This is a genomic window from Streptomyces sp. G-G2 (assembly GCF_030063135.1).
GTDB lineage: Bacteria > Actinomycetota > Actinomycetes > Streptomycetales > Streptomycetaceae > Streptomyces.
Window position 1 is genome coordinate 108955 of record NZ_JASISO010000015.1, and the last position, 21245, is coordinate 130199.

The following is a 21245-nucleotide window of genomic DNA, read 5'->3' on the forward strand; positions in this document are numbered from 1 at the left end:
CCACCACGCCTACGACGACTGGTACGCCCCGGAGTTCGACGACGGGGCCGGGGCCGTGAAGGTGCTGGCCCGCTACGCACGCCACGGCGGCGCCCTCGAACTCGGCGTCGGCACCGGGCGGATCGCCATCCCCCTCGCCCGGGCCGGAGCGAGCGTCCACGGCATCGACAACTCGCCGCACATGCTGCGCAGGCTCCGCGCCAAGACGGGCGGTGAGCTGGTCCACGACACCCTCGCCGACATGGCCGACTACTCCCTGGGCCGTCGCTTCGCCCTGGTCTACTCGGTGTTCAACAGCATCTTCCGCGTCGCCGACCAGCAGCGCCAGCTGGCCTGCTTCGCCGCGACGGCCCGCCATCTGGCCGGCCCCGACGGCCGGTTCCTCGTCGAGCTCCGCGCCCTGAGGCGCCGTTCGGCGGTGGACCGACCGGACGGGCCCGGACCGATGACCTCGGTCCGGGCCCGCCCTCGCCGGGGCGCTCAGCTGGTGCTGAGGGCCGTGTCGTCGATGACGAACGAGGTCTGGAGGCTGGAGTCCTCGGCGCCGCCGAACGTCAGGGTCACCGTCTGCCCCGCGTAGGAGGAGAGGTCGAGGGTCTTCTGCGCGTAGCCGGTGTTCTTGTTGAGGTTGGAGTAGCTCGCCAGGGTGGTGGAGTTGGCCCGTACCGTCAGCTTGTCGTAGGCGGTGGCGGTGGTGGTCTCCGCGGTGTCGATGTGCAGGAAGTAGCTGAGGGTGGCGTGGCAGCCCGCCGGGATGGTCACCGTCTGGGCGAGCGAGTCGCTGTGGGTGGATCCGTAGCCGTCCAGCCAGGCCTTCCAGGAGCCGGAGTGCGCGGCCTCACCGCTGCTGGTGTCGACGACGCCCGAGGAGGCGCTCCAGGGGGCGGCGGCGCCGCTCTCGAAGCCCTGGTTGCCGAGGAGCTGGGCGGGGGTGCAACTGCCGCCGACCGGGGTGACGGTCCAGGTGAAGGAGGCGCTGCCGCTCGCGTTGGTGGTGTCCTGGGCGCCGGCCGTCACGGTGTAGGTGCCCGCGGTGGTCGGCGTACCGCTGATCAGGCCGGTCGCGGTGTTGACCGTGAGGCCGGGCGGGAGGCCGGTGGCGCTGTAGGTGAGGGTCTGGCCGCTCGCCGAGTCGGTGGCCTGGATCTGGAGGGAGGCGGCCGTGTCGACGGTGGTGGAACGGGGGCCGGGGTTGGTCACGGTGACGGTGTTGCCGCCGGTGGATCCGCCGGTGAAGGCCGCGGCGCCGTTGGGCGTGCCGAGTCCGGTGGGGCCGTCGTAGCCGGACTTGGCGGTGCAGAGGTAGCTGCTCGCACAGGAGCCGTTGGCACCGCTGGTCACGTCGTTGAGCGAGGAGGTGTGGGCGTACGGGTAGGACGCGGGGGAGGAACCGGCGGCCGGGGTGCCCGCCAGGGCGTAGACGGAGGCGATGATCGGCGCCGAGGCGCTGGTGCCGCCGTAGACGTTCCAGCCGCTGGCCTGGTAGCTGTCGTAGACCGCGAGGCCGGTGGCCGGGTCGGCGACGGCGGAGACGTCGGCGACGGTGCGCTTGGCGCAGCCCGTGTCCTTCTGCCAGGACGGCTTGGTGGTGTAGCCGGAGCAGCCGGAGCCCGCGCCCTGGCCGCCCGAGCTGGTGCCCCAGACGCTTTCCGACCAGCCGCGGGAGGTGCCGCCCGCGCGGCTGAGCGAGGTGCCGCCGACCGCGGTGACGTACTGGGAGGCCGCCGGGTACTCGACCCCGTAGCCGCTGTCGCCGGAGCTGACGGTGATGGCGACGCCCGGGTGGTTGAAGTAGGAGGAGTCGGAGGCGGGGTCGGTGGAGTCCTCGCCGCCGCCATAGCTGTTGGAGACGTACTTGGCCCCCATGGTCACCGCCCGGTTGACGGCGGCGCCCAGGTCCGCCATCGACGGCTGGTTCGCCTCGACGAGCAGGATGTGGCATTGCGGGCAGACCGCGCTGACCATGTCCACGTCGAGGGAGATCTCACCGGCCCAGCCGGAGTCGGCGGTGGGGTAGCTGGTGCCGCCGTTCTGGTCGGCCTTGCGGAAGCAGCCGTTGGCCGTGGTGCAGGCGGGCAGGCCGTACTGGGAGCGGTACGTCGCCAGGTCCGACTCGGCGTTCGGGTCGTCGTAGGCGTCGATGATGGCGACGGTGGCCCCGGCTCCGGCGGAGGCCGACAGGGCGTAGGCACTCTGCAGGTCGGTGGGGCCGTAGCCGGACGGGAGGAGGCCGGGTGTGAGGCCGAGGTGCTGCTGGAGGTCGGTGCGGGCGAGCGCGTGGCAGGCCATGTAGCCGGGCTTCGTGGGCTCCGAGCAGAGCCGTTGGGCGTGTGCGGCGGAGGTGTGGGACGTCGTGGCGGTGGCGGGTACGGCCGAGGCGACGGACGGGGCGGCGAAGGCGAGCATGCCGCCGGATACCAGGGCCGCCGCCGATAACAGGGCGGTGGCGCCGCCGCGGGTCACTCTTCTGGCGTGCCGGGAGACGGTCGATTGCAATGAACTGCCCTCCATGGGGGGGTTGACGTCCCACGCCGAGGGATCACCTCAGACATGTCAGGTCCATGACATGTCTGACGGAGGTGTGGGCGCGGGACGGCGGGCGCACGGGTTCATTGGAACGAACTGCCACCACATGCCGTGGTGGCCACCGCAGAACGTAATGACATCCGGGCCCAAGGGAATACCCGCGAAGGGCAAAGCCTTGCTTTCGGTAAGTGATATCCCCGTATACCGTGTGCTGCCATGGAGTTGGACGACAGCGCGGTCAACGATCTCGTGTCACTGGGGTTGCCGCGGTACGAGGCACGGGTCTACCTGGCACTGGTCAGGCGCGAGTCCTACACCGCGGCGGAGGTGGCCCGGGCCGCGGACGTGCCGCGCCAGCGCGTGTACGACGTACTCGACGCGCTCGTCCGGCGGCGGCTGGCCGTGCTGCGCCCCGGCCGGGTGGCCGCCTTCGCCGCCGTGGCACCGGAGTTGGCCCTCGCCCGGCTGATGGCCTTGCAACGGGAGTCGCTGGAGCGGCTGGACCAGGTGTCGGCCACGCTCACCGCCGCCCTCCTGCCGGTGTGGGCGGACGGGCGGACCCACACCGATCCGCTGGACTACATCGAGGTGCTGCGCGACCCGAAGGCGATCGCCGAACGCTTCGCGAGCATCCAGCGGCAGGCCACGCACGAACTGCTCACCTTCTGCAAGCCCCCGTTCGTGGCACCCGCGGCCAACAACGAGGGCATCAAGGCCGTCCGCAGGCTCCGCCAGGCCGGGGGCACCGCGCGCGCCGTCTACACCCACGACGCGCTCGGCGACGCGGAGGTCCTGGAGAACGTCCGCCGCTTCAGCGCGGCGGGCGAGGAGTCGCGGTTCGCGCCGCGACTCCCCCTCAAGCTGGTCATAGCCGACGCCGCGCTGGTGCTGTGCGACATGCCCGACCCCATGGCGGGTACGGGGGCCACCACCGCGCTCTACATCGAGCACCCGGCTCTGGCGGGCTGCCTGAGGCTCGCCTTCGAGACGGTCTGGGAACAGGCGGAACCCGCGCCCCGGCCCTGATCCCGGGCGGGGCGGGGCGCGGCGCCGAGCGGGCGGCCCGGACACGCACGTGACGCCGACCGGCTGCCTGCCGCTCAGCGCCCGGGCCACCGGGGGGACCGGGCCGCACGCGGTGTCCGGCGCCCTCGCCCTCGGCGCGGTGGTCCCGCGCCGAGGCCGCGGCGGGTCAGTGGGCGGCGTCCTGCTCCGGTGCTTCGGGTCCGCCGGCGGCGGCGTCACCCGTGCCGGTGTCGCCGGTGACCGTGTTGCCCGTGACCGTGCCGTCGGCTCCGGCCAGCGTCACCAGGTGCCGCACCCCGTCGGGACCCAGGACCACGGCCTCCCAGGCGCTGCCCCCGCCCTGCTGGGCGATGACCCGGAGCCCTTCGACCTTGCCCCCGGACACCGCGCCCGCCGCCTTGTCCACGGCCTGGCCGGCGGGCAGCGCGGGCAGGGGCGCGGGGGCGGCGGACCGCGCCCCGCCCCGGCCGAAGGTGCCGTGGCCCGGCGCGAACCCCGTCCGCCCGCCGTCCGCGCGGTCCTCGCCGTGACGGCCACCGCCCCCGGCCCGGGCTCCCGGCCCGGCCCCCTCGCGGTGGTCGCGGTCCAGGGCGGCGAATCCGCCCCGGGCGTGCTCCTCGTGGCGGTGCTCGACCGCGACGGCGGCGGCCCCGGCGCCGACCAGCACCACCAGCCCGAGGGCCACCCACCGCGTACGCCCCGTCCGGGTCAGCCGGACCAGGCGGCCGCGGCGTACCGGCGCCGCCGTGCCCGCCGCGGGGGCGACCGGACCGTCCGGGTCGGGCGCGGCCGCGGGTTCCAGCGGGTCGGCGGGGTGTTCGTGCGGCTGCGGGGCGGACTGCGTCATCAGGTTGCTCCTCGTGTTCTCCGGGCACTCCGCCCGGCAGCGCAGATGGTGCGCCCGGGAAGCTGAAGCCGCGCTGAAGCCTCCTGAAGACCTCTTCAGCAAGCCGGTGGCGGGACCTGCGAACCTTGACCCCATGCGCGTACTGGTGGTCGAAGACGAGCGGCGGCTGGCCGTGGCCCTGCAACGGGGTCTGCGGGCCGAGGGCTTCTCCGTGGACATCGCCCACGACGGGCCCGAGGGGCTGTGGCTGGCCGGCGAGCACGACTACGACGCCATCGTGCTCGACATCATGCTGCCCGGGCTCAACGGCTACCGGGTCTGCGCCCGGCTGCGCGCCGCCGGGTGCGAATCCGGCATCCTGATGCTCACCGCCAAGGACGGCGAGTACGACGAGGCGGAGGCCCTCGACACAGGCGCGGACGACTTCCTCTCCAAGCCCTTCTCGTACGTCGTCCTGGTGGCCCGGCTCCGCGCCCTGGTCCGGCGGACCGGCCGCCGCAGCCCGCAGGTCATGGAGTTCGGGGACCTGGTGATCGACCCGGCGGCGCAGCGGTGCACCCGGGGCGGCACCGAAGCGCGCCTGACCTCTCGGGAGTTCGCGGTGCTCGTGCACCTGGCCCGGCGGGCCGGTGAGGTCGTGTCCAAGCGGGAGATCCTGGACAAGGTGTGGGACTCCGCCTACGAGGGCGACCTGAACGTGGTCGAGGTCCACGTCAGCGCGCTGCGCCGGAAGATCGACGCGCCCTTCGGCCGGGCGGCCGTGGAGACCGTCCGCGGCGCGGGGTACCGGCTGGCGGCCGACGGTGGCTGAGGAGCGGACCCGGATCCTGGACCGCGTACGGCAGCGCGTACGCGGCCGTGTTCCGGAACGCGGTGGGCTCCCCGCCCTGGCCCGGCGCCTGCGGCCCCGGTCCGTGCGCGCGCGGGCCACGCTCGGCGCGTCCGCCGTGGTCGCGCTGGCGCTCGGCGCCGTCTCCTTCGGCCTGGTCGGACTGCTGGAGGACAACCTGCTGCACAACGCCCAGAGCGACGCCGAACGCCAGGCCGTCTCCACCGCCGCGCTGGCCACCGAGGGCCGGCTGGGCCCCGTACTGATCCCGGGCCGGGGAACGGACTTCCTCCAGGTCGTCGACACCCGGGGCCGGGTCCTCGCCGCGAGCCCGAACCTCTCGGGACGCCCCGCGGTCTCGGGGGCCCGGCCCGGCGCGCCCGGTACGGTCCGCGGCACCTGGAACGGCGGCCCGGTACGGGAGGAGCACCGCCAGCGGGTGGTCCAGGTGACCGCGGCGACGGCGCAGGGGCTCGTCACCGTCTACGCGGGGACCTCGCTGCGGCAGGCCGACGCGGCGGGCGACCTGATCGTGGTCGCGCTGGCCGTCGTGATGCCGCTGCTCGTCCTCACCGTCGCCCTGGTCACCTGGCGGGTGACCGGATGGGCGCTGCGCCCGGTCGAGGCGATCCGCGCCGAGGTCGCCGAGATAAGCGACCTCGACCTGCACCGCCGGGTGCCCGTGCCCGCCAGCCAGGACGAGATCGCCCGGCTCGCCGTCACCATGAACGCCACCCTGGACCGGTTGGAGGCCGCCGGAATCCGCCAGCGGCAGTTCATCGCCGACGCCTCCCACGAGCTGCGCAGCCCGATCACCGTGCTCCGCACCCAGCTGGAGGTGGCCCGGGCGCACCCCGACCCGGCCCTGTGGGGCGAGTTGGTGAGCGGCGCGCTGGAGGACACCGTCCGGCTCCAGGACCTGGCGGCGGACCTGCTGCTGCTGGCCCGCCTCGACACCACCGAACCGGCTCCCACCGCCGTCGTCGACCTTCCGGACGTGGCGCGGGAGGCCGCCCGCCCGCGCCGGGGGGACCGGATCCCCGTAGGCGTGGAGATCACGGTGGAGATCGCGGGCGGGGGGACGGTGCGGGGCAGCACGCTGTGGCTCTCGCGGCTCGTCACCAATCTCCTGGACAACGCGCGGCGCCACGCCGCGCACGAGGTCCGGCTCGCGCTGAGCGTGGACGCGGTCCGCGGGACGGTGGAGCTGACGGTCTCCGACGACGGGCCGGGCATCGCGGTGGCGGACCGCGAGCGGGTCTTCGAACGGTTCACCCGGCTCGACGACGCCCGCAGCCGTGACCAGGGCGGCAGCGGCCTCGGCCTGGCCATCGCCCGCGACATCGCCCACCGGCTGGGCGGCTCGCTCACGGTCCAGGACCCGCCGCCGGGGTCGGCCGCCGCCCGGCTCGGCGGGGCCCATCTGGTGGCCAGGCTTCCGCCGGCCGTCCCACACGTGGCGCCGTAGCGACCCGTCGTAATCAAATCCCTTGTACGCAGCGGCGGTTGGCCGCTACCTTGCGAGGGCGGCCGGGCGTGTGCCCGGCGGTCGCGGCATTCGGCCCCATCGGGCCGGAAGGGCGGCACTGGTGCGGAAGGGTCACACCCACCGCTGACCCGGGCAGTGCGGGTCGGCGGGGCGGATGACGACTGGGAGAACGTCGGAGACGACGGATCGGCCGGGCCGGGGGGACAGCTCTGCCCCCGACTCGGGCGGCAAACAAACCGGTCCGATCCGCACCCTGAGGAGACACCTTGTTCGACCGCCTCGTGGACGTCCTCGCCCAGGCCAAGGCGCTCCGCGCCCTCACCGACCTGCTCACGGTCGTCGTCCGCATCATCCCGGCACTGTGCGTCGTGCTCGCGCTCGTTCCCTCCTTCTTCGTCTTCGCCTTCATCGGCGACGGCCCCCGGCGGTCCCTCCTCGACATCGTGGACCGGCTCACGAAGTGGACCCTGGCCCAGAACTGAGCCCATAGGCCAATCCGGTCCGTCCGCGGCTCCGAATGGAGGGGGTGACCGGGTCGCGGGAGGCGGGCCGGCAGGGAGGCCGCCGGACGGCGGCTCCTGACCGGAGGGATCATCGATGAAGCCTGCCGCCGACCGTCTCGCCGCGCTGCTCGGGCCCTGGTTCGCCGGGCCCCTGCCGGTCCGGGTACGGGCCTGGGACGGTACGGAGGCCGGGCCCGAGGGGGCTCCGGTCGTCGTACTGCGGTCACCGGAGGCACTGCGCAGGCTGCTCTGGCAGCCGGGTGAACTCGGCCTGGCCGAGGCGTACATCGCCGGGGACCTCGACGTCGAGGGCGATCTGGCCGAAGGGCTGGGCCGGGTGTGGAGCGCCCTGCGCGAGCACGGCACCGCCCGCCCGGGCCCGGGCGCCCTCGCGAAGGCGGCCGCCCTCGCCGCCGGCCTGGGCGCCGTGGGCCCGCCGCCCGCCGCCCCGGACGCCGGGCCCGGGCGGGCCCGGCTGCGCGGCCGGCCGCACAGCGCGGCCCGGGACCGCGCGGCGATCGCGCACCACTACGATCTGTCGAACGAGTTCTACGCCCTGCTGCTGGACCGGACGATGGCCTACTCCTGCGGCTACTGGACCCGCCCGGACGATCCCGGCTACGGTCTGGCCGACGCGCAGCGGGACAAGCTGGAGCTGATCTGCCGCAAACTGGGACTCGGCCCCGGGAAGCGGCTGCTCGACGTCGGGTGCGGGTGGGGCGCGCTGGCGCTGTACGCGGCCCGGGAGCACAAGGCCGAGGTCACCGCGGTCACCCTGTCCCGGGCCCAGCACGCGTTCGTCGCGGCCCGGGTCGAGGAGGAGGGGCTGGGCGCGCTGGTCGACGTACAGCTGCGCCACTACCGCCACATCGAGGGCGGCGGTTACGACGCCGTCACGGCGATCGAGATGGGGGAACACGTGGGTGACGCCGAGTACCCGGACTTCGCCGCCCTGCTGCACGGCGTACTGCGGCCCGGCGGGCGGCTGCTGGTCCAGCAGATGTCCCGGGGGGCGTCGGCGCCGGGCGGCGGGGCGTTCATCGGGACGTACATCGCGCCCGACATGCACATGCGGCCCGTGGGCCGGACCGTGGACCTGCTGGAGGTCGCGGGGCTGGAGGTGCGTTCGGTGGAGTCGCTGCGCGAGCACTACGTCCGTACGATCCGGGCCTGGCACCGGACCCTGGAGGAGCGCTGGGTACGGTTCACCGCGCTGGTGGGTGAGCCCACGGCCCGGGTGTGGCGGCTCTACCTGGCCGGGAGCGCCCTCGCCTTCGCACAGCGGCGGATGGGTGTGGACCAGATCCTCGCCGTACGCGCGTCCCGGGAGGGCGACGCGTCGATGCCGCCGACACCGGCGGCCTGGTACGGACGGGCCGCGTCGTGACGCGCGGGGGCGGGAGCCGCGGCGGGGAACCGGCTCCGGACGCGGACCAGGACCCGGCTCCGGACGCGGCCCCCGTCCTGGTCCGGCGGTGGGGGCCACCGGATCCCGAGGCCGTGGTCCTGCTGCTGCACGGCGGCCGGGCCGACGCCCTCGATCCGCCGTCGCGGCTCAACCTGCCGCGGACTCGGCTGCGCCCCTTCGGCTCCGCCATCGCCGCGGCCACCGGGCTGGACCGGGTGCTGGTGGCGGAGGTGCGCTACCGGCACCGGGGCTGGAACGGGGCGCGCGCCGACGCCGCGCGGGACGCGCGACGGGCCCTGGCCGAGGTCCGGCGGGACGCCGGTCCGGTGCCGGTGGTGCTGGTGGGGCACTCGATGGGCGCGCGCGCGGCGCTCGCCGTGGCGGACGACCCCTTCGTACGCGGTGTGGTCGCCCTCGCGCCCTGGTGCCCGCCGGGGGAACCGACCGGGCACCTGACGGGACGGCGGCTGCTGCTCCTGCACGATCCGGCGGACCGGGTCACCGCCGCCCGCGCCACCTGGGACTTCGCTCAACGGGCCCGCGCGGACGGTGCGTGGGCGCTGGGCGTCCTGATGCCGAAGGGGGGCCACGCCATGCTGCGCGACGCTCACGTCTGGCACCGGGTGACGACGGCGCTGACCCTGGGGCTGCTGGGCCTGGCTCCCCTCCCCCCGGAACTGTGGGCTCCGGGCAGCGAGCCGGTCCTGCCCCTCGAACGGTTGCTGCCACGGCTGGGGTCGGCGCCGGGACCGCTGCCGGACGCCCCGGCGCGGAGCTCCACCGGCCGCCCGCCCCCGCCGAACTGATGCCGCACTTCCCGGCAACAACCCGGCGCGGCGGAGGGCTCATTCGCTCGCTCGCGGGTATACGCCGCCCATGAAACAGACCTGGTACAAGCGGAGGGCCGCCGGCGCGGGTGCGGAGACCGAAACTGGCGGGCGGGCGAAGAGCCTGGTGGCCACGCTGCGCAAGCCTTCGAAAGGACCCGTGCGGGAGCGGCCGCGGGAGCCGGTCCGGCGAAAGCCGGAACGAAAGCCCCTGGCCGAGCCCGTGGTCGAACCGTCCGCCGGGCCGGGCCCCGGCTCGGGCGCCGCGCTGCGCCGCCCGGCTCCGATGCACCCCGCGCTCCGAGCCGCGGCCATGGTCCTCGCGCTGATCGGCACCATCGCCTTCAGTGTGGTCCTGGCCCGGCTCACCCTGGAGCCCTCCCCGGCCTCCGCGGCCCTCACCTACAGCAATGTGCGTCCGGGGCAGTCGATCCGGGCCTACGTCGACCACGGGACGTTCCGCGAGACCGTGCGGCAGCTCGGCGGGAACCTGCTGCTGGGCGTGCCGTTCGGGGTGCTGCTGCCCGTCCTGGTGCCGCAGGCGCGCGGGCTGGCGCGGGTGGTGGCGTGCACCGCGCTGGTGATGGTGCTGGTCGAGCTGGTCCAGGGGGCCCTGGTGACGGGCCGGGCCTTCGACATCGACGACGTCATCCTCAACACCTCGGGCGCACTGCTCGGTTACCTGCTGCTGGGGCGGCGGCTGGGGCGGGCCGTGCATCCCCGGCGCAGGCACTGGTGGCACCGCTTCACCCAGCGGGCCGACGCCCGGTAGGGCCGGTGCGGCGTAGCCCGGGCGGATCCGGGGCATGCGCGTCGTATGGACAAGTCATCGCTCGACGCGGAGCGGCGGCCCGGGCCGCCGCATCCGCGCCGCCTGCCGTGGTGGGGGCGGATCGTCGGCGCGCTGGTCGTGGCGGCGGTACTCGTGGCGCTCGTAGGCAGGTTCCATCTGCTCCCCGGTTTCGGTGACCTCTTCGGCGAGGAGACCCGGGACCGTTCGGGGCCCGTACTCCTCAAGTCGATCCAGGACATGCACCGTTACGAGGGCGCGGCCGGCAACTTCCAGGTGGTGGTGGACCTGGAGAAGGACGCGCCCTTCCTCCCGGACTCGATCCGCGGCACCCGGACGCTGTACGTCGGCGCGGGCAGCGTCAGCGGGTACGTCGACCTGGGCGCGCTCGGCGACAAGAGCATCACGGTGAACGCGGACCGCACCGCGGCGACGCTCCACCTGCCGCACGCCGTGCTCGGCACCGCGAACCTCGACCTCGACCACTCGTACGCGGTGTCCCAGCAGCGCGGACTGCTGGACCGACTGGGGGACCTGTTCTCCGGCAATCCCGGCGGCGAGGAGGCCGTGCAGCGGCTCGCGGTACGGCACATCTCCGACGCCGCGCGCGAGAGCGGGCTCGCCGAACGCGCCGAGAAGAACACCACGACGATGCTGGAGGGGCTGCTCCGATCGCTGGGGTTCCGGGAGGTGACGGTCACCTACGCCTGAGGCTCCTCCCGCGCGCACGATGCGCCCCCGACCGCCGGAGCGGTCGGGGGCCCTACGTTCACGCGGGGAGCACCCGCGCGCGCACCGTCTCCGGTACGGGGGCGTAGCCCGTGGGCCGGGCGGTGAAGGTGCCCCGGCCCTGGCTGCGACTGCGCAACCGGGAGGCGTAGCCGAAGAGTTCGGCCAGCGGAACCGACGCGGTGATCGCCGTCGTGCCCGCACGGACCGCCGAACCGCAGACCCGGCCGCGGCGGGCCGCCAGATCGCCGAGCACCCCGCCGACCGCCTCGTCGGGGACGGTGACCACGACCTCGGCCACCGGTTCCAGCAGGTCCATCGCACAGGCGCGCAGGGCCTCGCGCAGCGCGAACCGGCCCGCCGCCCTGAACGCCATCTCCGAGGAGTCCTTGGAGTGCGTCGCACCATCGGTCAGCGTGACGCGCACCCCGGTCACCGGATGGCCGCCGAGGGGGCCCTCGGCGAGCGCGTCCCGGCAGCCCGCCTCGACCGCGCGGACGTACTCCTGCGGCACCCGCCCGCCGACGACCACCGACCGGAACACGAGCGCGCCGTCGCCCGCGCGGCCGCCGCCGCCATCGCCCGGGCCCGCGACCTCGCCCCCGCCGTCGAACGGTTCGACGTCGATGACCACGTGCGCGAACTGGCCCGCGCCGCCGTCCTGTTTGACGTGCCGGTACACCAGCCCGGACACGCCCCGGGCCACCGTCTCGCGGTAGGCCACGCGCGGCCTGCCGACGTCCACGAGCAGTCCGTGGCTGCGGCGGATCTTCTCCACCGCTACCTCCAGGTGCAGTTCGCCCATCCCGGACAGCAGTGTCTGGCCGGTCTCGCGGTCCGTCCGTACGGTCAGCGACGGGTCCTCCTCGACCAGTCGGCCCAGCGCCGACGCCAGTCTCCCGATCTCGGTGCCGGTCTTCGCCTCGACGGCCACGGAGACCACCGGGGCGGCCACCGCGGGGGGTTCGAGGACGAGCGGGGCGCCGGGCGCGCAGAGCGTGGATCCGGACCGGGCCGACTTGAGCCCGACCACGGCCACGATGTCCCCGGCCACCGCCTCGTCGACCTCGGTGTGGCGGTCGGCCTGCACCCGCAGGATCCGGCCGATCCGTTCGGTGCGGCCCGCCGTCGCGTCCAGCACGGTGTCTCCCTTCCGAAGCGTTCCCGAGTACACGCGCAGGCAGGTCAGCCGTCCGGTCGCCGTCGCGTTCACCTTGAACGCGAGCGCGGCGAACGGCACCGAGGGGTCGGCGCGGCGTTCTTCCACGCCGCCGTCCCGGCCGGTTCCGGTCCCCCGGACGGGCGGAACGTCCGCCGGGGAGGGCAGGTACGCCACCACGGCGTCCAGCAGCGGTTCGACGGCGCGGTCGCGGTAGGCCGATCCGCACAGCACGACCACCCCTTCACCGCCACGGGTCAGGTCGCGCAGAGCGGCGGACAGCGTGGCGGCGGACAGCGCCGAGGTGGCGCAGTACTCCTCCAGCGCGGCCGGATGCAGCTCCGCCACCTGCTCCTCCAGCAACCGGCGTCGCCGCAGCGCCTCTTCGAGCAGCGCGCCGGGTACGTCGCCGGTCTCGAAGGATCCCGGCTCGGCGCCGCCGCCCCACACCAGCGCGCGCATCCGTACGAGGTCCACGACACCGGTGAACCCGTCCTCCCGCCCGATCGGCAGCTGGACCACCAGCGGAACGACGTGGAGCCGGTCCCGCAGGGAGGCGACGGCCGTGTCGAGATCCGCTCCGACCCGGTCCATCTTGTTGACGAAGGCGATGCGCGGCACTCCGTGGCGGTCGGCCTGCCGCCACACGGACTCGCTCTGCGGTTCGACGCCCGCGACGGCGTCGAAGACGGCGACGGCCCCGTCGAGCACCCGCAGGGACCGCTCCACCTCGTCGGAGAAGTCGACGTGGCCCGGGGTGTCGATGAGATTGATCCGGTGGCTGTCCCAGGTGCAGCTGACGGCCGCCGCGAAGATGGTGATCCCGCGGTCGCGTTCCTGCGGGTCGAAGTCTGTGACGGTCGTGCCGTCATGGACCTCGCCCCGTTTGTAGGTGGCACCGGTCGCGTAGAGGAAGCGTTCGGTGAGCGTGGTCTTGCCCGCGTCGACGTGCGCGAGGATGCCGAGGTTGCGGACGGTGGTGGTAGTGGTCGTGGTGTCGGTGCGCATGGCCCGAGGCCTTTCCGGCGTGTTCTGTGTCAGGGCGGCGCGAAGTGCCCGGGGATGCCGCGAGCAGGGCTCAACAGGCAGGGGGGAAGAGGGTGTTCACGAAGCGGCCATGAGGGCGTTCACTCTTCGTCCCGGACGTCCGGTGACAACCGCGCGGCGGTCACCGGGAAACCGAGGACACCAGGATCACGTCGTACCGCGACCGGAGAACGCGGACAGCGATGGTGTGGCACATGCTGTGGGCTCCCCTCGTTCGGTGGTTCGGTGACACGCGCACCGCGATCTCAGGGCGGTGCCACGCAGGAGCGAGTGTAGGCGGCCGGGACGGGCACGGCACGGTCTTTTTCCGCCCGGGCTCTGCGCAGGAGGACACGTTCCGTCACGACGGCCCGGGTTCAAGGGCCGAATGGTGGACCGGTTTTGCGACGGAATGGCGGCGGAACGGACGGATTCAGCGGCTGGTCCGGGGAATTCCGGCAGGTCCGACGGCGGCGCGATCCATTCGCTCTCCACGCATGTGGACTGGGCCGCCCTTGAACGGCGTCGACATACTGGCGCCGAACCGCAGGAACATTCCCCCACCCAAGGGAAGAGGGATCATTCTCATGCGTATCATCCGTCCGCTCGTCATGGGCGCCATGGCTCTCGTCGCCGTCATCGGAACCGCCCCGGCAGCCCTCGCGGCCCCGCCCGCCCCCACCGCGTACAACTGTTCCACCGGCTGGTTCTGCATCTACAGCGGCTGGGACGGCAGCGGGACACGCTGCCAGTGGCAGAGCGCCCAGCGCGCGAACACCGCCGACGACTGCAGTTTCATCCGCAACGGCCAGAACGTCCGCTCCGTCGCCAACAGCACCGGGCGGCGCAAGCAGTACTACACGGGAACCAACTACAACAACCGCGTGGGATCGACCCCTTCGGGTGGCAGCGGGAATCTCCAGGGCAGCTACCAGATCCGCTCCTTCAAACCCCAGTAATAATTCACGAGGGAATGACCGGACGCATTCTCACGCCGCCGCGCCGGAAAGGCGGCAGGGGCACGGGCCGCCACGGGCGGCCTCGGGCACCACGCAGCGTGAGGGGCGTGAAGGAGCCCTGTCGCACGCTCTCCGCGACAGGGCTCCTTCGCGATCGCCTACGCCGTGCTAGTGCCGCTAGATCTGGCGCGCGGCGGCGCGGATCGAGTCGAGGACGAGCTCGGGCCGCGAGAGCATCGGGACGTGGCTGGTGTCGGCCTCGACGGTGGTGGCGATGCGTTCGGCCATGAACCGCTCCAGCTCTGGATTGATGGCGTGGTCCTGCTTGGCCACGATGTACTGGCTCGGCTTCGACCTCCAGGCGACCTCGTCGGTCCTGGTCCCGAGGAGTTCCGCGCGCGGGGCGCCCTGGGTCGCCCAGACCAGCTGCCGCTCCTCCTCGGGCAGGTCGCCGCAGAAGTGGGAGATTCCGGCGCGGGCGATCCACAGCCGCCCGTCCTCGCTGTCCAGGTGGGAGAAGAGCGGCGGCGGGTCGAACTTTCCGATCAGCGCCTCCGTGCTCTCCCCCGCGTCGGGCGCGAGCGCGGCGATGTAGACGAGCGCGCCGACCCGGTCGTCGGTACCGGCGGCGGTGATGACGAAGCCGCCCCAGGAGTGGCCGACGAGGACCGCCGGGGCGCTGACCCGGCCCGTGACCCGCGCCGCCACGGCCGGCTTTCCCCCAAGAGGCCGAAGGAGAAGCGCCGGAGAGGAGGGGGAGAAGCGGGCAGATGGGGGAAGGGGAAGGGGGACGGTACGAAGGAGGGCGCCACGTGGAACCCGGCCCCTTGGGAAATACCGGTACTGGGTAGGGTGAACGGGACAAGTGAGCTCGTGCGGTCGAGGGTGGGGTCTGGATATGGGACGTCAGATGCGCGTGTCCGGCGGAGTGCTGGCGGTCACAGTGCTCCTCGCCGTCGCCGGGTGTTCCTCTCCCGTGGGAGACGGCAAGCCGGGCGGTCCCTCGGCGGGCGCGAAGACCCCGAAGCCTTCGGCGTCCGCCCCGGGGGGCGGGTCCGACGACGCCAAGCCGGTGGGCGGGGACGTACTGCCCGGGATGGTGAACGTCGCGGTGGCCCGGACCCAGCTGGCCGCCCTGAAGGTGGCTCCGGGGGGCGGGATGGCCGGGTACAGCCGGGCTCAGTTCACGCACTGGATCGACCAGGGCAACAAGTGCGACACGCGCGAGACCGTGCTCAAGCGGGACGGCAAGAACGTCACCCAGGACGCTTCCTGCAAGGCCGTCTCGGGGACGTGGAAGAGCCTGTACGACGGGGCGGAGATCACGGACGCCGCCAAGATGGACATCGACCACATGGTGCCGCTGGCCGCCGCGTGGCGCTCCGGCGCGAACAAGTGGACCTCGGAGCAGCGCAAGGCATTCGCCAATGACCTGGTCCACCCGCAGCTGCTGGCCGTCTCCGCGTCCTCGAACCGGTCCAAGGGCGACCAGGAGCCGGACCTGTGGCAGCCGCCGAGCAAGGGCGCCTGGTGCCAGTACGGACGGGCCTGGACCACCGTCAAGTCCACCTACGGACTGACGGTCAGCGAATCGGAGAAGAAGATGCTGACGTCGATGCTGGACAGCTGCGCCTCATGACCGGCCCCCAGCCCGCGGAGCAGCCCGCGCAGCAATGGGTGGACAAGGTCGCCGCCGGGCCCGGCGGAGCGATGACGGAGGAGGTCGGCGTCATCACCGGTGACCTGACGCTCCGCACCACGGCCCGCGCCGGCGGACAGGACCTCATCGAGATCCAGTACGCCGATGCCGACGAGTGGTACCGGCTCTCCCCCGGCCCGCATCTCCTCGAACACACCCCGCAGGCACGGCACACCGCGGCCCTCGCCGTGGTCCGCGCCGGCTACCGGGCGCTGGAAGAGGGCGGCGGGTGACCGCGGTCCGGCCGTCCCCGGCGGTTCCGTAGGGTCGGCTGACTCTACGATCGACCGCCGACCGGGACCAGACGACAGCTGATCGATGGCATACGGTTTCGCACCCGTACCGGTGTGCTGTGGCGGGATGTGCGGTCTGCCGGGCCCACCAGCACGCGGCCGGGGCGACGAAAAGGGAGACTCGCAGGTCGAGCCGTCCGGCGGTGTCGCCGTCGAGCCGGACGACCATGGCCTTGGCCGCTCGCGCGGTGGCCTGACCACCAAGCTCCACCTGGCCGTCGAGCAAGGGCAGAAGCCCATGTCGATTGTGTTCACCGCCGGACAGCGCGGCGACTCCTCGCAATTCGAGCCGGTCCTGAACAAAGTCCGTGTCGCCCGCACTGGTTCGGGCCCGGCCACGGACCCGGCCCAGCCGGGTCCGCGCCGACAAGGCATACGCCTCCCGCCACGAGGTACGACAAGCTGGCGGTCCGCTATGAGGCAACCGTGCTGCCCGCGGCGATCGATGAGTGGCTGTGTCCGCACGCTCGCACCGGTCTTTCGTTAACCCTTTGTCGAGGAACCGGTGGGCCAGCTAGGCTCTCCCAGCCGTCCCGGACGTTCCGGACCGGCGCTGTCGACGAGGAGGTGTGGAGCACATGCGCAGGAGTGCCCAGCAGTTGAGTCCGCGTACTGACCCTTGCCACTTCCTCACGACGGAGACACCTTGTCCTCTCGCATCACCCCACTGACCGACCCCGCTCACGGCCCGAACAGCCGGCGCCTTGCATGGCTGGCGTCCGACGCCGATTCCATACCCATCGGAACCGCCTTTCTGCGCCTGTTCAACAGTCCCGGACAAGAGCACCTGGCCGAACTGACCCTCCAGGTCCATCCGGCGGAGCGACGCCAGCACGTCGGCTCGCAGCTCCTCGACGCCGCCGTGGCCGCCGCCCGGGACAACGCCCGCCGCTGCGTCATCGCGCAGGCCGAGGCCGGAGCGCCCGGCGACCAGTTCCTGGTGGCGCGCGGTTTTCGTAAGGCCCTCACCCTGAGGTTCTCCCGCTTGCCACTGGCCGATGTGGACACCACCGCCCTCGCCGAGATCATCGAGCATTCGCATCCCGGCTACCGGCTGGCGGCATGGCGGGGAGCCGTCCCCGACGACCTCGCCCAAACGTTTGCCGCCTCACGTCGCGCCATGGACGACATGCCCATGGAAGACAGCGACTACGGCACCGTGACCTGGGACGTGGACCGGGTCCGGGCCGCGGCGAAGGCCGTCGAACGGCGCGGCGACCAGCTGCACACCGTCGTCGCCATCGACACCTCCAACGGCTCGATCGCCGGATTCACCGAACTCGTCATTCCCGGCAACGGCACAGGGGACGGCCAGCACTACGGCACCGGCGTGCTGCCCGAGCACCGTGGACACGGCCTTGGCCGATGGATGAAGGCCGAGTCGATCCGACAGGCCCATGGGCACTATCCGGGCCTCGGCGGCCTCCTGACCGACATCGCCGACAGCAACAAGCACATGAGACACATCAACGACAGTCTCGGCTACACACCCACGCACACGACGCACCAGCACCAGCTCGACCTCTAGCTACAAACAGACGGGCCGGACCTGGACATCACCTCGCCCGGCCCGTCGACACTTTCGATACACGCCCTGGCCGGCTAGCGGAGCGTCCGGATGACGTCCCTCGTCTCGTCGATCCCCGTCACCTGACGGCGGGCGAGCGAGGAAGCGGCGGGCGGGGGCGTCTCATCGGCGCAGACCGTCCCCCTGGCGGGCAGCGCCAGGGTGGCGAGGTAGGAGTTGACGAGCGCGGTGACGCAGGCGCTCCGGTTGTAGGCGGTGTGTCCCTCACCGTCGAAGGTCAGGAGCCGCCCGTTCTCCAGGGTTCCCGCGAGGGCCACGGCGTCCTGGTAGGGGGTGTCCGGGTCTCCGGTGTTGCCGAGGACCAGAATCGGGGCGGAACCGGCGGCCCGGTAGGAACCGTCGAAGCGGCTGAACCGGTCGGCGGACCACTGGACGCAGGCGGGCGCGTGGTTGTGGTCGTAGGTGGGCGGCCCGTAACCGATCGCGGGCCCGAGCAGGGGCGCGGCCGCGGTGAGGACGCTCACGCCCGCGCGCAGCAGCGGGATACCGGCCGGGTAGATCCGGTCGGCGCACTCGACGGCGAGGTTGGCGTTGAGGAAGTCGAAGGAGGCCGGCGAGGGCGGGTTCAGCAGCCAGGTGCGCTGGTGCAGCTGGGACGCCCGCAGGGACTGGCCGAGGTCGGGCCAGATCTCCTTGCCCGAGTTGATGTTGAACATGATGCGGTAGGCGAGGGTGTAGCCGGTGGCCGGGCGGCCGTTCGCGGCGACGACGGGGTTGGCGTCCAGGTCCTTCTTGAGCTGTTCGAAGGCCTGCCGGGGGTGTCCGTCGCCGAATCCGCACGCGGTGGCGTTCTGCGCGCACCAGTCCAGGAAGCGGCCGAACGCCCCGTCGAGAGCGATGTACTGCCCGACGTCGTACGCGTAGGCCACGTCGGCGTAGTGGCGCGGATCGTACGACCCGTCGACGACCATGGCGCGGACGCGGCGGGGGAACTGCGCGGCGTAGACGGTGCCGACGTAGCTGCCGAAGGAGCGGCCGTAGAAGGTGATCTGCTCTTCGCCGAGGGCCTGACGCAGCAGGTCGATGTCCTTGGCGTTCGAGGCGGTGCCGATGAACGGCACGAGGTCCCCGGCCCGTTCGCGGCAGGCGTTCGCGAAGGCGAGGCCCTGCTTGAGCGCGCCGTCCAGGGCTCCGGGCCCCGGCACACCGCGCGCGGCGTCGACCGCGGCCGAGTACTCCTGGTCGTTCCAGCACTCCACCTGTCCCGTGCGCCCCACGCCGCGCATGTCGTATCCGACGACGTCGAAGGTGTCGCGCAGGGAGGCGGGCAGCGCGTCGTAGCTGTTACGGGCGAAGTCGACTCCGGAGTTGCCGGGTCCGCCGGGGTGCAGGAGGAGTACGCCGACCCGGTGGGCGCGGTCGGGGGCGAGGCGGCGGGTGACGGCCAGCGGGAGGGTGCGGCCGGCGGGGGCGCGGTAGTTCAGCGGCACCTGGGCGGTGGCGCACTCGAAGCCGTCGCCGTCGTCGTTGGCGCAGGGACCCCAGGTCAGGGTGGGAACGGCGGCCGCGGGCGAGGGGGCCGCGGTGGTGTCGCTCGCCGAGGCTGCGCCCGGCGTGGCGCCGAGGAGGGCCGTGACCGCGATCAGGAGGGGGGCTATGCCCCACACCACTCGTCTGCGTCGGCCATCGGCTCTGCGGGTCTGCATGCTGATAACTCCTTCTGATTCTCCGGGAGTTGATGTTCCGACGGCTCCGGAGAGCCCCCATGGCGTGGTGGTGAGATGGCGTGGTGGGCCGGTGGTGTGGTGGGCCGACGGGAGCGGTCCCTACGCCCCGGCGGGCGGCCCCGCCGTTTCGGCGGCCGGTGCTGTGGTCTTCGCGGCGACGAGTGTGGCGAGGCCGAGGAAGACAGCCGCGCACAGGGCCGGTTTCCAGGGTGAGCTCTCGCCGTCCGGCGCCGGGGAGACCCGGTGCCGGGGGTCGTAGGCGACCCGTATCTCGCCGCCCACCGGGGCGAGGTCGCGGTCGTCCTTGAGTTCGGCGGGGTAGCCGCCGGGGCAGCTCAGCGCGAAGCGCAGGACGGCCTTGGGGGGCGGAGCGCCTTCCCCGGCGGACTGCTCGACGCTCTTGCGCACCTCGCGCACGACGCACGTGGCGACCTGGGACCGGGCAGCCGCCTGGTCGGCGGTGGCCACGACCAGCAGCAGGCCCACCGCGAGCAGGAACGCGCCGAGGAATCCGCCGTTGCCGCCGACGAGGAAGAAGTACGCCGCCCAGGCCGCGGCGATCAGAACGGCGCCGGCCGCCACCGCGACCGTGACCGACGGCGCGGAGCCGCTCGCCAGGCACCAGTGCGCCCAGCCGTACACGATCGCTGCCGTGACCACCGGCAGCACGGCCACGGGCCGCCACACCCCACGGTCGTCCGTCTCCGCCATGCTCACCACCCCCGCGGTGAAGACGCTCCGCGGACCGCCCGGGTTCCGCCGCCCCGGCCGCGGTCTTCGGCGCTCCGGAGATGATGTGACCACAGAAGATCCTCGGACAACAGAGGACTCGACGCCTCCGCCCGGACCCCGCCCGCCTGTCGGGGAGATGGCACACCCGGCCCCCGCCGAGGGTCCCCGCGAGGGCCTCGGAGAGAGCGGAATGCGCGTGGCGACCGGCCGCAACCGGAATAGGCGGAAGAGGGCCGGAGCCCCCCCGGGCGTGCCGGGACCGGTCCCCCCGGGACCGGTCCCGGCCTCAGCCCGCGTCCGCGCCCACCACCGCGGGCTCGGCCGTCTCCACGACCCGTCCGTCGCGCATCTCCACGACCCGGTCCGCGAGTTCCATCAGGGCCGGGTCGTGCGTGGCGACCAGGACGGTCACGCCCTCGCTGCGCACCACCGCGCGCAGCAGTTCCATGATCGAGCGGCCGGTCTCGGAGTCGAGCTGACCGGTGGGTTCGTCCGCGATGATCAGATCCGGGTCGTTGGCCAACGCCCGTGCCACGGCGACGCGTTGCTGCTGTCCGCCGGAGAGTTCACCGGGACGCTGCCCCGCATGCGAGGCCAGTCCGACCAGGGCGAGCAGGGTGCGGACGCGCTCCTCGCGGCGCGCGGCCGCGACCTTGCGCAGCCGCATCGGCACGCCGACGTTCTCGGCGGCCGTCAGCACCGGTATCAGCCCGAAGGACTGGAACACGAAACCGATGCGCTCGCGGCGCAGGGCGAGCAGGGCGCCCTCGCCGAGACCGGTCAGGTCGGTGCCGTCGAGCCGGATGGCTCCCGAGGTCGGCGCGTCGAGGCCGCCGACCAGGTTCAGCAGCGTGGTCTTGCCGGAACCGGAACGTCCCTTGAGAGCGGTCAGTTCGCCCCGGCGCAGTGCGAAGGAGACCCCGCGCAGGGCGTGGACCGCCTGGGGGCCGGTGCCGAAACTGCGGTGCACGTCGTCCACCACCACCATGGGCGTCGTGGAGTCCGCTCGGTGCTGCTCGGTCGTGGTCATGGACATTTCCCCCAAGATGGTTGCTGACAAGCGCATTCCCTCATCCGCGGGCGCCGGATACAAGCCCTTCCGATGTCCGCGTATATCTGACAAGATCGCCCGCTATCCGGTACCTATG

20 protein-coding genes and 1 pseudogene are annotated in these 21245 nt (G+C 73.0%); 14 read left to right on the forward strand and 7 right to left on the reverse strand.

Annotated elements, in window-relative coordinates; translation table 11 throughout:
• The first annotated feature begins 55 nt into the window (after positions 1-55).
• Positions 56-580: a class I SAM-dependent methyltransferase gene (locus QMF80_RS14730; RefSeq protein ID WP_283453260.1), complete on the forward strand. Its 525-nt coding sequence runs from the start codon at positions 56-58 to the stop codon at positions 578-580.
• On the opposite strand, the gene QMF80_RS14735 is transcribed toward QMF80_RS14730, so the two are convergent.
• Entirely contained in the window at positions 481-2511 is a 2031-nt protein-coding gene (locus QMF80_RS14735; protein ID WP_502962847.1) for a putative Ig domain-containing protein, read from the reverse strand. The genes QMF80_RS14730 and QMF80_RS14735 overlap by 100 nt on opposite strands.
• 231 nt (positions 2512-2742) lie before the next feature.
• Between QMF80_RS14735 and QMF80_RS14740 the strand changes: the two genes are divergently transcribed.
• The gene (locus QMF80_RS14740) at positions 2743-3552 is read left to right on the forward strand and encodes a TrmB family transcriptional regulator (protein ID WP_283453262.1); all 810 of its coding nucleotides are present in this window, start codon (positions 2743-2745) and stop codon (positions 3550-3552) included.
• Positions 3553-3718: 166 nt separating this feature from the next.
• On the opposite strand, the gene QMF80_RS14745 is transcribed toward QMF80_RS14740, so the two are convergent.
• Complete coding sequence (locus tag QMF80_RS14745) at positions 3719-4399, reverse strand: hypothetical protein (protein WP_283453264.1); 681 nt, start codon at positions 4397-4399, stop codon at positions 3719-3721.
• Between the two features lie 133 nt (positions 4400-4532).
• Here QMF80_RS14745 and QMF80_RS14750 point away from each other — a divergent pair, with 133 nt between their 5' ends.
• From QMF80_RS14750 to QMF80_RS14780, 7 genes are all read left to right on the forward strand, one after another.
• A complete protein-coding gene (locus QMF80_RS14750) occupies positions 4533-5210 on the forward strand; it encodes a response regulator transcription factor (protein ID WP_283453265.1) in 678 nt (225 codons plus the stop codon).
• Positions 5203-6696, forward strand: a complete 1494-nt coding sequence (locus QMF80_RS14755; protein WP_283453267.1) for an ATP-binding protein — start codon at positions 5203-5205, stop codon at positions 6694-6696. The genes QMF80_RS14750 and QMF80_RS14755 overlap by 8 nt, the downstream gene beginning before the upstream one ends.
• Positions 6697-6983: 287 nt before the next feature.
• Positions 6984-7199 carry a hypothetical protein gene (locus QMF80_RS14760; protein WP_283453269.1) on the forward strand — a complete coding sequence of 72 codons (216 nt, stop codon included), beginning with the start codon at positions 6984-6986 and terminating at the stop codon, positions 7197-7199.
• Between the two features lie 115 nt (positions 7200-7314).
• The gene (locus QMF80_RS14765) at positions 7315-8607 is read left to right on the forward strand and encodes a class I SAM-dependent methyltransferase (RefSeq protein WP_283453271.1); all 1293 of its coding nucleotides are present in this window, start codon (positions 7315-7317) and stop codon (positions 8605-8607) included.
• The gene (locus tag QMF80_RS14770; RefSeq protein WP_349372207.1) at positions 8604-9434 is read left to right on the forward strand and encodes an alpha/beta hydrolase; all 831 of its coding nucleotides are present in this window, start codon (positions 8604-8606) and stop codon (positions 9432-9434) included. The genes QMF80_RS14765 and QMF80_RS14770 overlap by 4 nt, the downstream gene beginning before the upstream one ends.
• 70 nt (positions 9435-9504) lie before the next feature.
• Positions 9505-10227 (forward strand): VanZ family protein, encoded by a 723-nt coding sequence (locus tag QMF80_RS14775; protein WP_349372208.1) that lies wholly within the window; start codon positions 9505-9507, stop codon positions 10225-10227.
• 45 nt (positions 10228-10272) lie between these two features.
• Positions 10273-10956: a DUF4230 domain-containing protein gene (locus tag QMF80_RS14780; protein ID WP_283453272.1), complete on the forward strand. Its 684-nt coding sequence runs from the start codon at positions 10273-10275 to the stop codon at positions 10954-10956.
• 58 nt (positions 10957-11014) lie between these two features.
• Here QMF80_RS14780 and fusA read toward each other — a convergent pair whose 3' ends face one another.
• Positions 11015-13141: an elongation factor G gene (gene fusA, locus QMF80_RS14785; RefSeq protein WP_283453274.1), complete on the reverse strand. Its 2127-nt coding sequence runs from the start codon at positions 13139-13141 to the stop codon at positions 11015-11017.
• A gap of 605 nt (positions 13142-13746) precedes the next feature.
• On the opposite strand from fusA, the gene QMF80_RS14790 reads away from it, so the two are divergent.
• Entirely contained in the window at positions 13747-14118 is a 372-nt protein-coding gene (locus QMF80_RS14790; protein WP_283453276.1) for a peptidase inhibitor family I36 protein, read from the forward strand.
• A 177-nt stretch (positions 14119-14295) separates the two neighbouring features.
• Here QMF80_RS14790 and QMF80_RS14795 read toward each other — a convergent pair whose 3' ends face one another.
• Positions 14296-14826 carry an alpha/beta hydrolase gene (locus QMF80_RS14795; protein WP_283453278.1) on the reverse strand — a complete coding sequence of 177 codons (531 nt, stop codon included), beginning with the start codon at positions 14824-14826 and terminating at the stop codon, positions 14296-14298.
• A gap of 190 nt (positions 14827-15016) precedes the next feature.
• Here QMF80_RS14795 and QMF80_RS14800 point away from each other — a divergent pair, with 190 nt between their 5' ends.
• The 4 genes and pseudogenes from QMF80_RS14800 (at position 15017) to QMF80_RS14815 (ending at position 17638) form a co-directional block, all read left to right on the forward strand.
• Positions 15017-15757, forward strand: a complete 741-nt coding sequence (locus QMF80_RS14800) for an HNH endonuclease family protein (RefSeq protein WP_283453279.1) — start codon at positions 15017-15019, stop codon at positions 15755-15757.
• The gene (locus tag QMF80_RS14805; protein WP_283453281.1) at positions 15754-16050 is read left to right on the forward strand and encodes a hypothetical protein; all 297 of its coding nucleotides are present in this window, start codon (positions 15754-15756) and stop codon (positions 16048-16050) included. Before QMF80_RS14800 ends, QMF80_RS14805 begins: the two co-directional genes overlap by 4 nt.
• A gap of 232 nt (positions 16051-16282) precedes the next feature.
• A pseudogene (locus QMF80_RS14810) lies at positions 16283-16496 on the forward strand (transposase); the annotation flags it as partial.
• A gap of 260 nt (positions 16497-16756) precedes the next feature.
• Entirely contained in the window at positions 16757-17638 is an 882-nt protein-coding gene (locus QMF80_RS14815) for a GNAT family N-acetyltransferase (RefSeq protein ID WP_283453283.1), read from the forward strand.
• Positions 17639-17712: 74 nt separating this feature from the next.
• Here QMF80_RS14815 and QMF80_RS14820 read toward each other — a convergent pair whose 3' ends face one another.
• The 3 genes from QMF80_RS14820 to QMF80_RS14830 all read right to left on the reverse strand — a co-directional run bounded on the left by QMF80_RS14820 (position 17713) and on the right by QMF80_RS14830 (position 21127).
• Positions 17713-19344 carry an alpha/beta hydrolase gene (locus tag QMF80_RS14820; RefSeq protein ID WP_283453285.1) on the reverse strand — a complete coding sequence of 544 codons (1632 nt, stop codon included), beginning with the start codon at positions 19342-19344 and terminating at the stop codon, positions 17713-17715.
• A 120-nt stretch (positions 19345-19464) separates the two neighbouring features.
• Positions 19465-20076 carry a hypothetical protein gene (locus QMF80_RS14825; protein ID WP_283453287.1) on the reverse strand — a complete coding sequence of 204 codons (612 nt, stop codon included), beginning with the start codon at positions 20074-20076 and terminating at the stop codon, positions 19465-19467.
• Positions 20077-20383: 307 nt separating this feature from the next.
• Positions 20384-21127, reverse strand: coding sequence for an ABC transporter ATP-binding protein (locus tag QMF80_RS14830; protein WP_502962848.1), 744 nt, complete (start codon positions 21125-21127; stop codon positions 20384-20386).
• Between the last annotated feature and the right edge of the window lie 118 nt (positions 21128-21245).

Bases quoted from the DNA above. Each gene is read 5' to 3' on its own strand.
- QMF80_RS14735 (WP_502962847.1), bottom strand. From the start codon at position 2,511: ATGGAGGGCAGTTCATTGCAATCGACCGTCTCCCGGCACGCCAGAAGA.
- QMF80_RS14740 (WP_283453262.1), top strand. From the start codon at position 2,743: ATGGAGTTGGACGACAGCGCGGTCAACGATCTCGTGTCACTGGGGTTG.
- QMF80_RS14745 (WP_283453264.1), bottom strand. From the start codon at position 4,399: ATGACGCAGTCCGCCCCGCAGCCGCACGAACACCCCGCCGACCCGCTG.
- QMF80_RS14750 (WP_283453265.1), top strand. From the start codon at position 4,533: ATGCGCGTACTGGTGGTCGAAGACGAGCGGCGGCTGGCCGTGGCCCTG.
- QMF80_RS14765 (WP_283453271.1), top strand. From the start codon at position 7,315: ATGAAGCCTGCCGCCGACCGTCTCGCCGCGCTGCTCGGGCCCTGGTTC.
- QMF80_RS14775 (WP_349372208.1), top strand. From the start codon at position 9,505: ATGAAACAGACCTGGTACAAGCGGAGGGCCGCCGGCGCGGGTGCGGAG.
- QMF80_RS14780 (WP_283453272.1), top strand. From the start codon at position 10,273: ATGGACAAGTCATCGCTCGACGCGGAGCGGCGGCCCGGGCCGCCGCAT.
- fusA (WP_283453274.1), bottom strand. From the start codon at position 13,141: ATGCGCACCGACACCACGACCACTACCACCACCGTCCGCAACCTCGGC.
- QMF80_RS14790 (WP_283453276.1), top strand. From the start codon at position 13,747: ATGCGTATCATCCGTCCGCTCGTCATGGGCGCCATGGCTCTCGTCGCC.
- QMF80_RS14800 (WP_283453279.1), top strand. From the start codon at position 15,017: ATGGGACGTCAGATGCGCGTGTCCGGCGGAGTGCTGGCGGTCACAGTG.
- QMF80_RS14805 (WP_283453281.1), top strand. From the start codon at position 15,754: ATGACCGGCCCCCAGCCCGCGGAGCAGCCCGCGCAGCAATGGGTGGAC.
- QMF80_RS14820 (WP_283453285.1), bottom strand. From the start codon at position 19,344: ATGCAGACCCGCAGAGCCGATGGCCGACGCAGACGAGTGGTGTGGGGC.
- QMF80_RS14825 (WP_283453287.1), bottom strand. From the start codon at position 20,076: ATGGCGGAGACGGACGACCGTGGGGTGTGGCGGCCCGTGGCCGTGCTG.
- QMF80_RS14830 (WP_502962848.1), bottom strand. From the start codon at position 21,127: ATGACCACGACCGAGCAGCACCGAGCGGACTCCACGACGCCCATGGTG.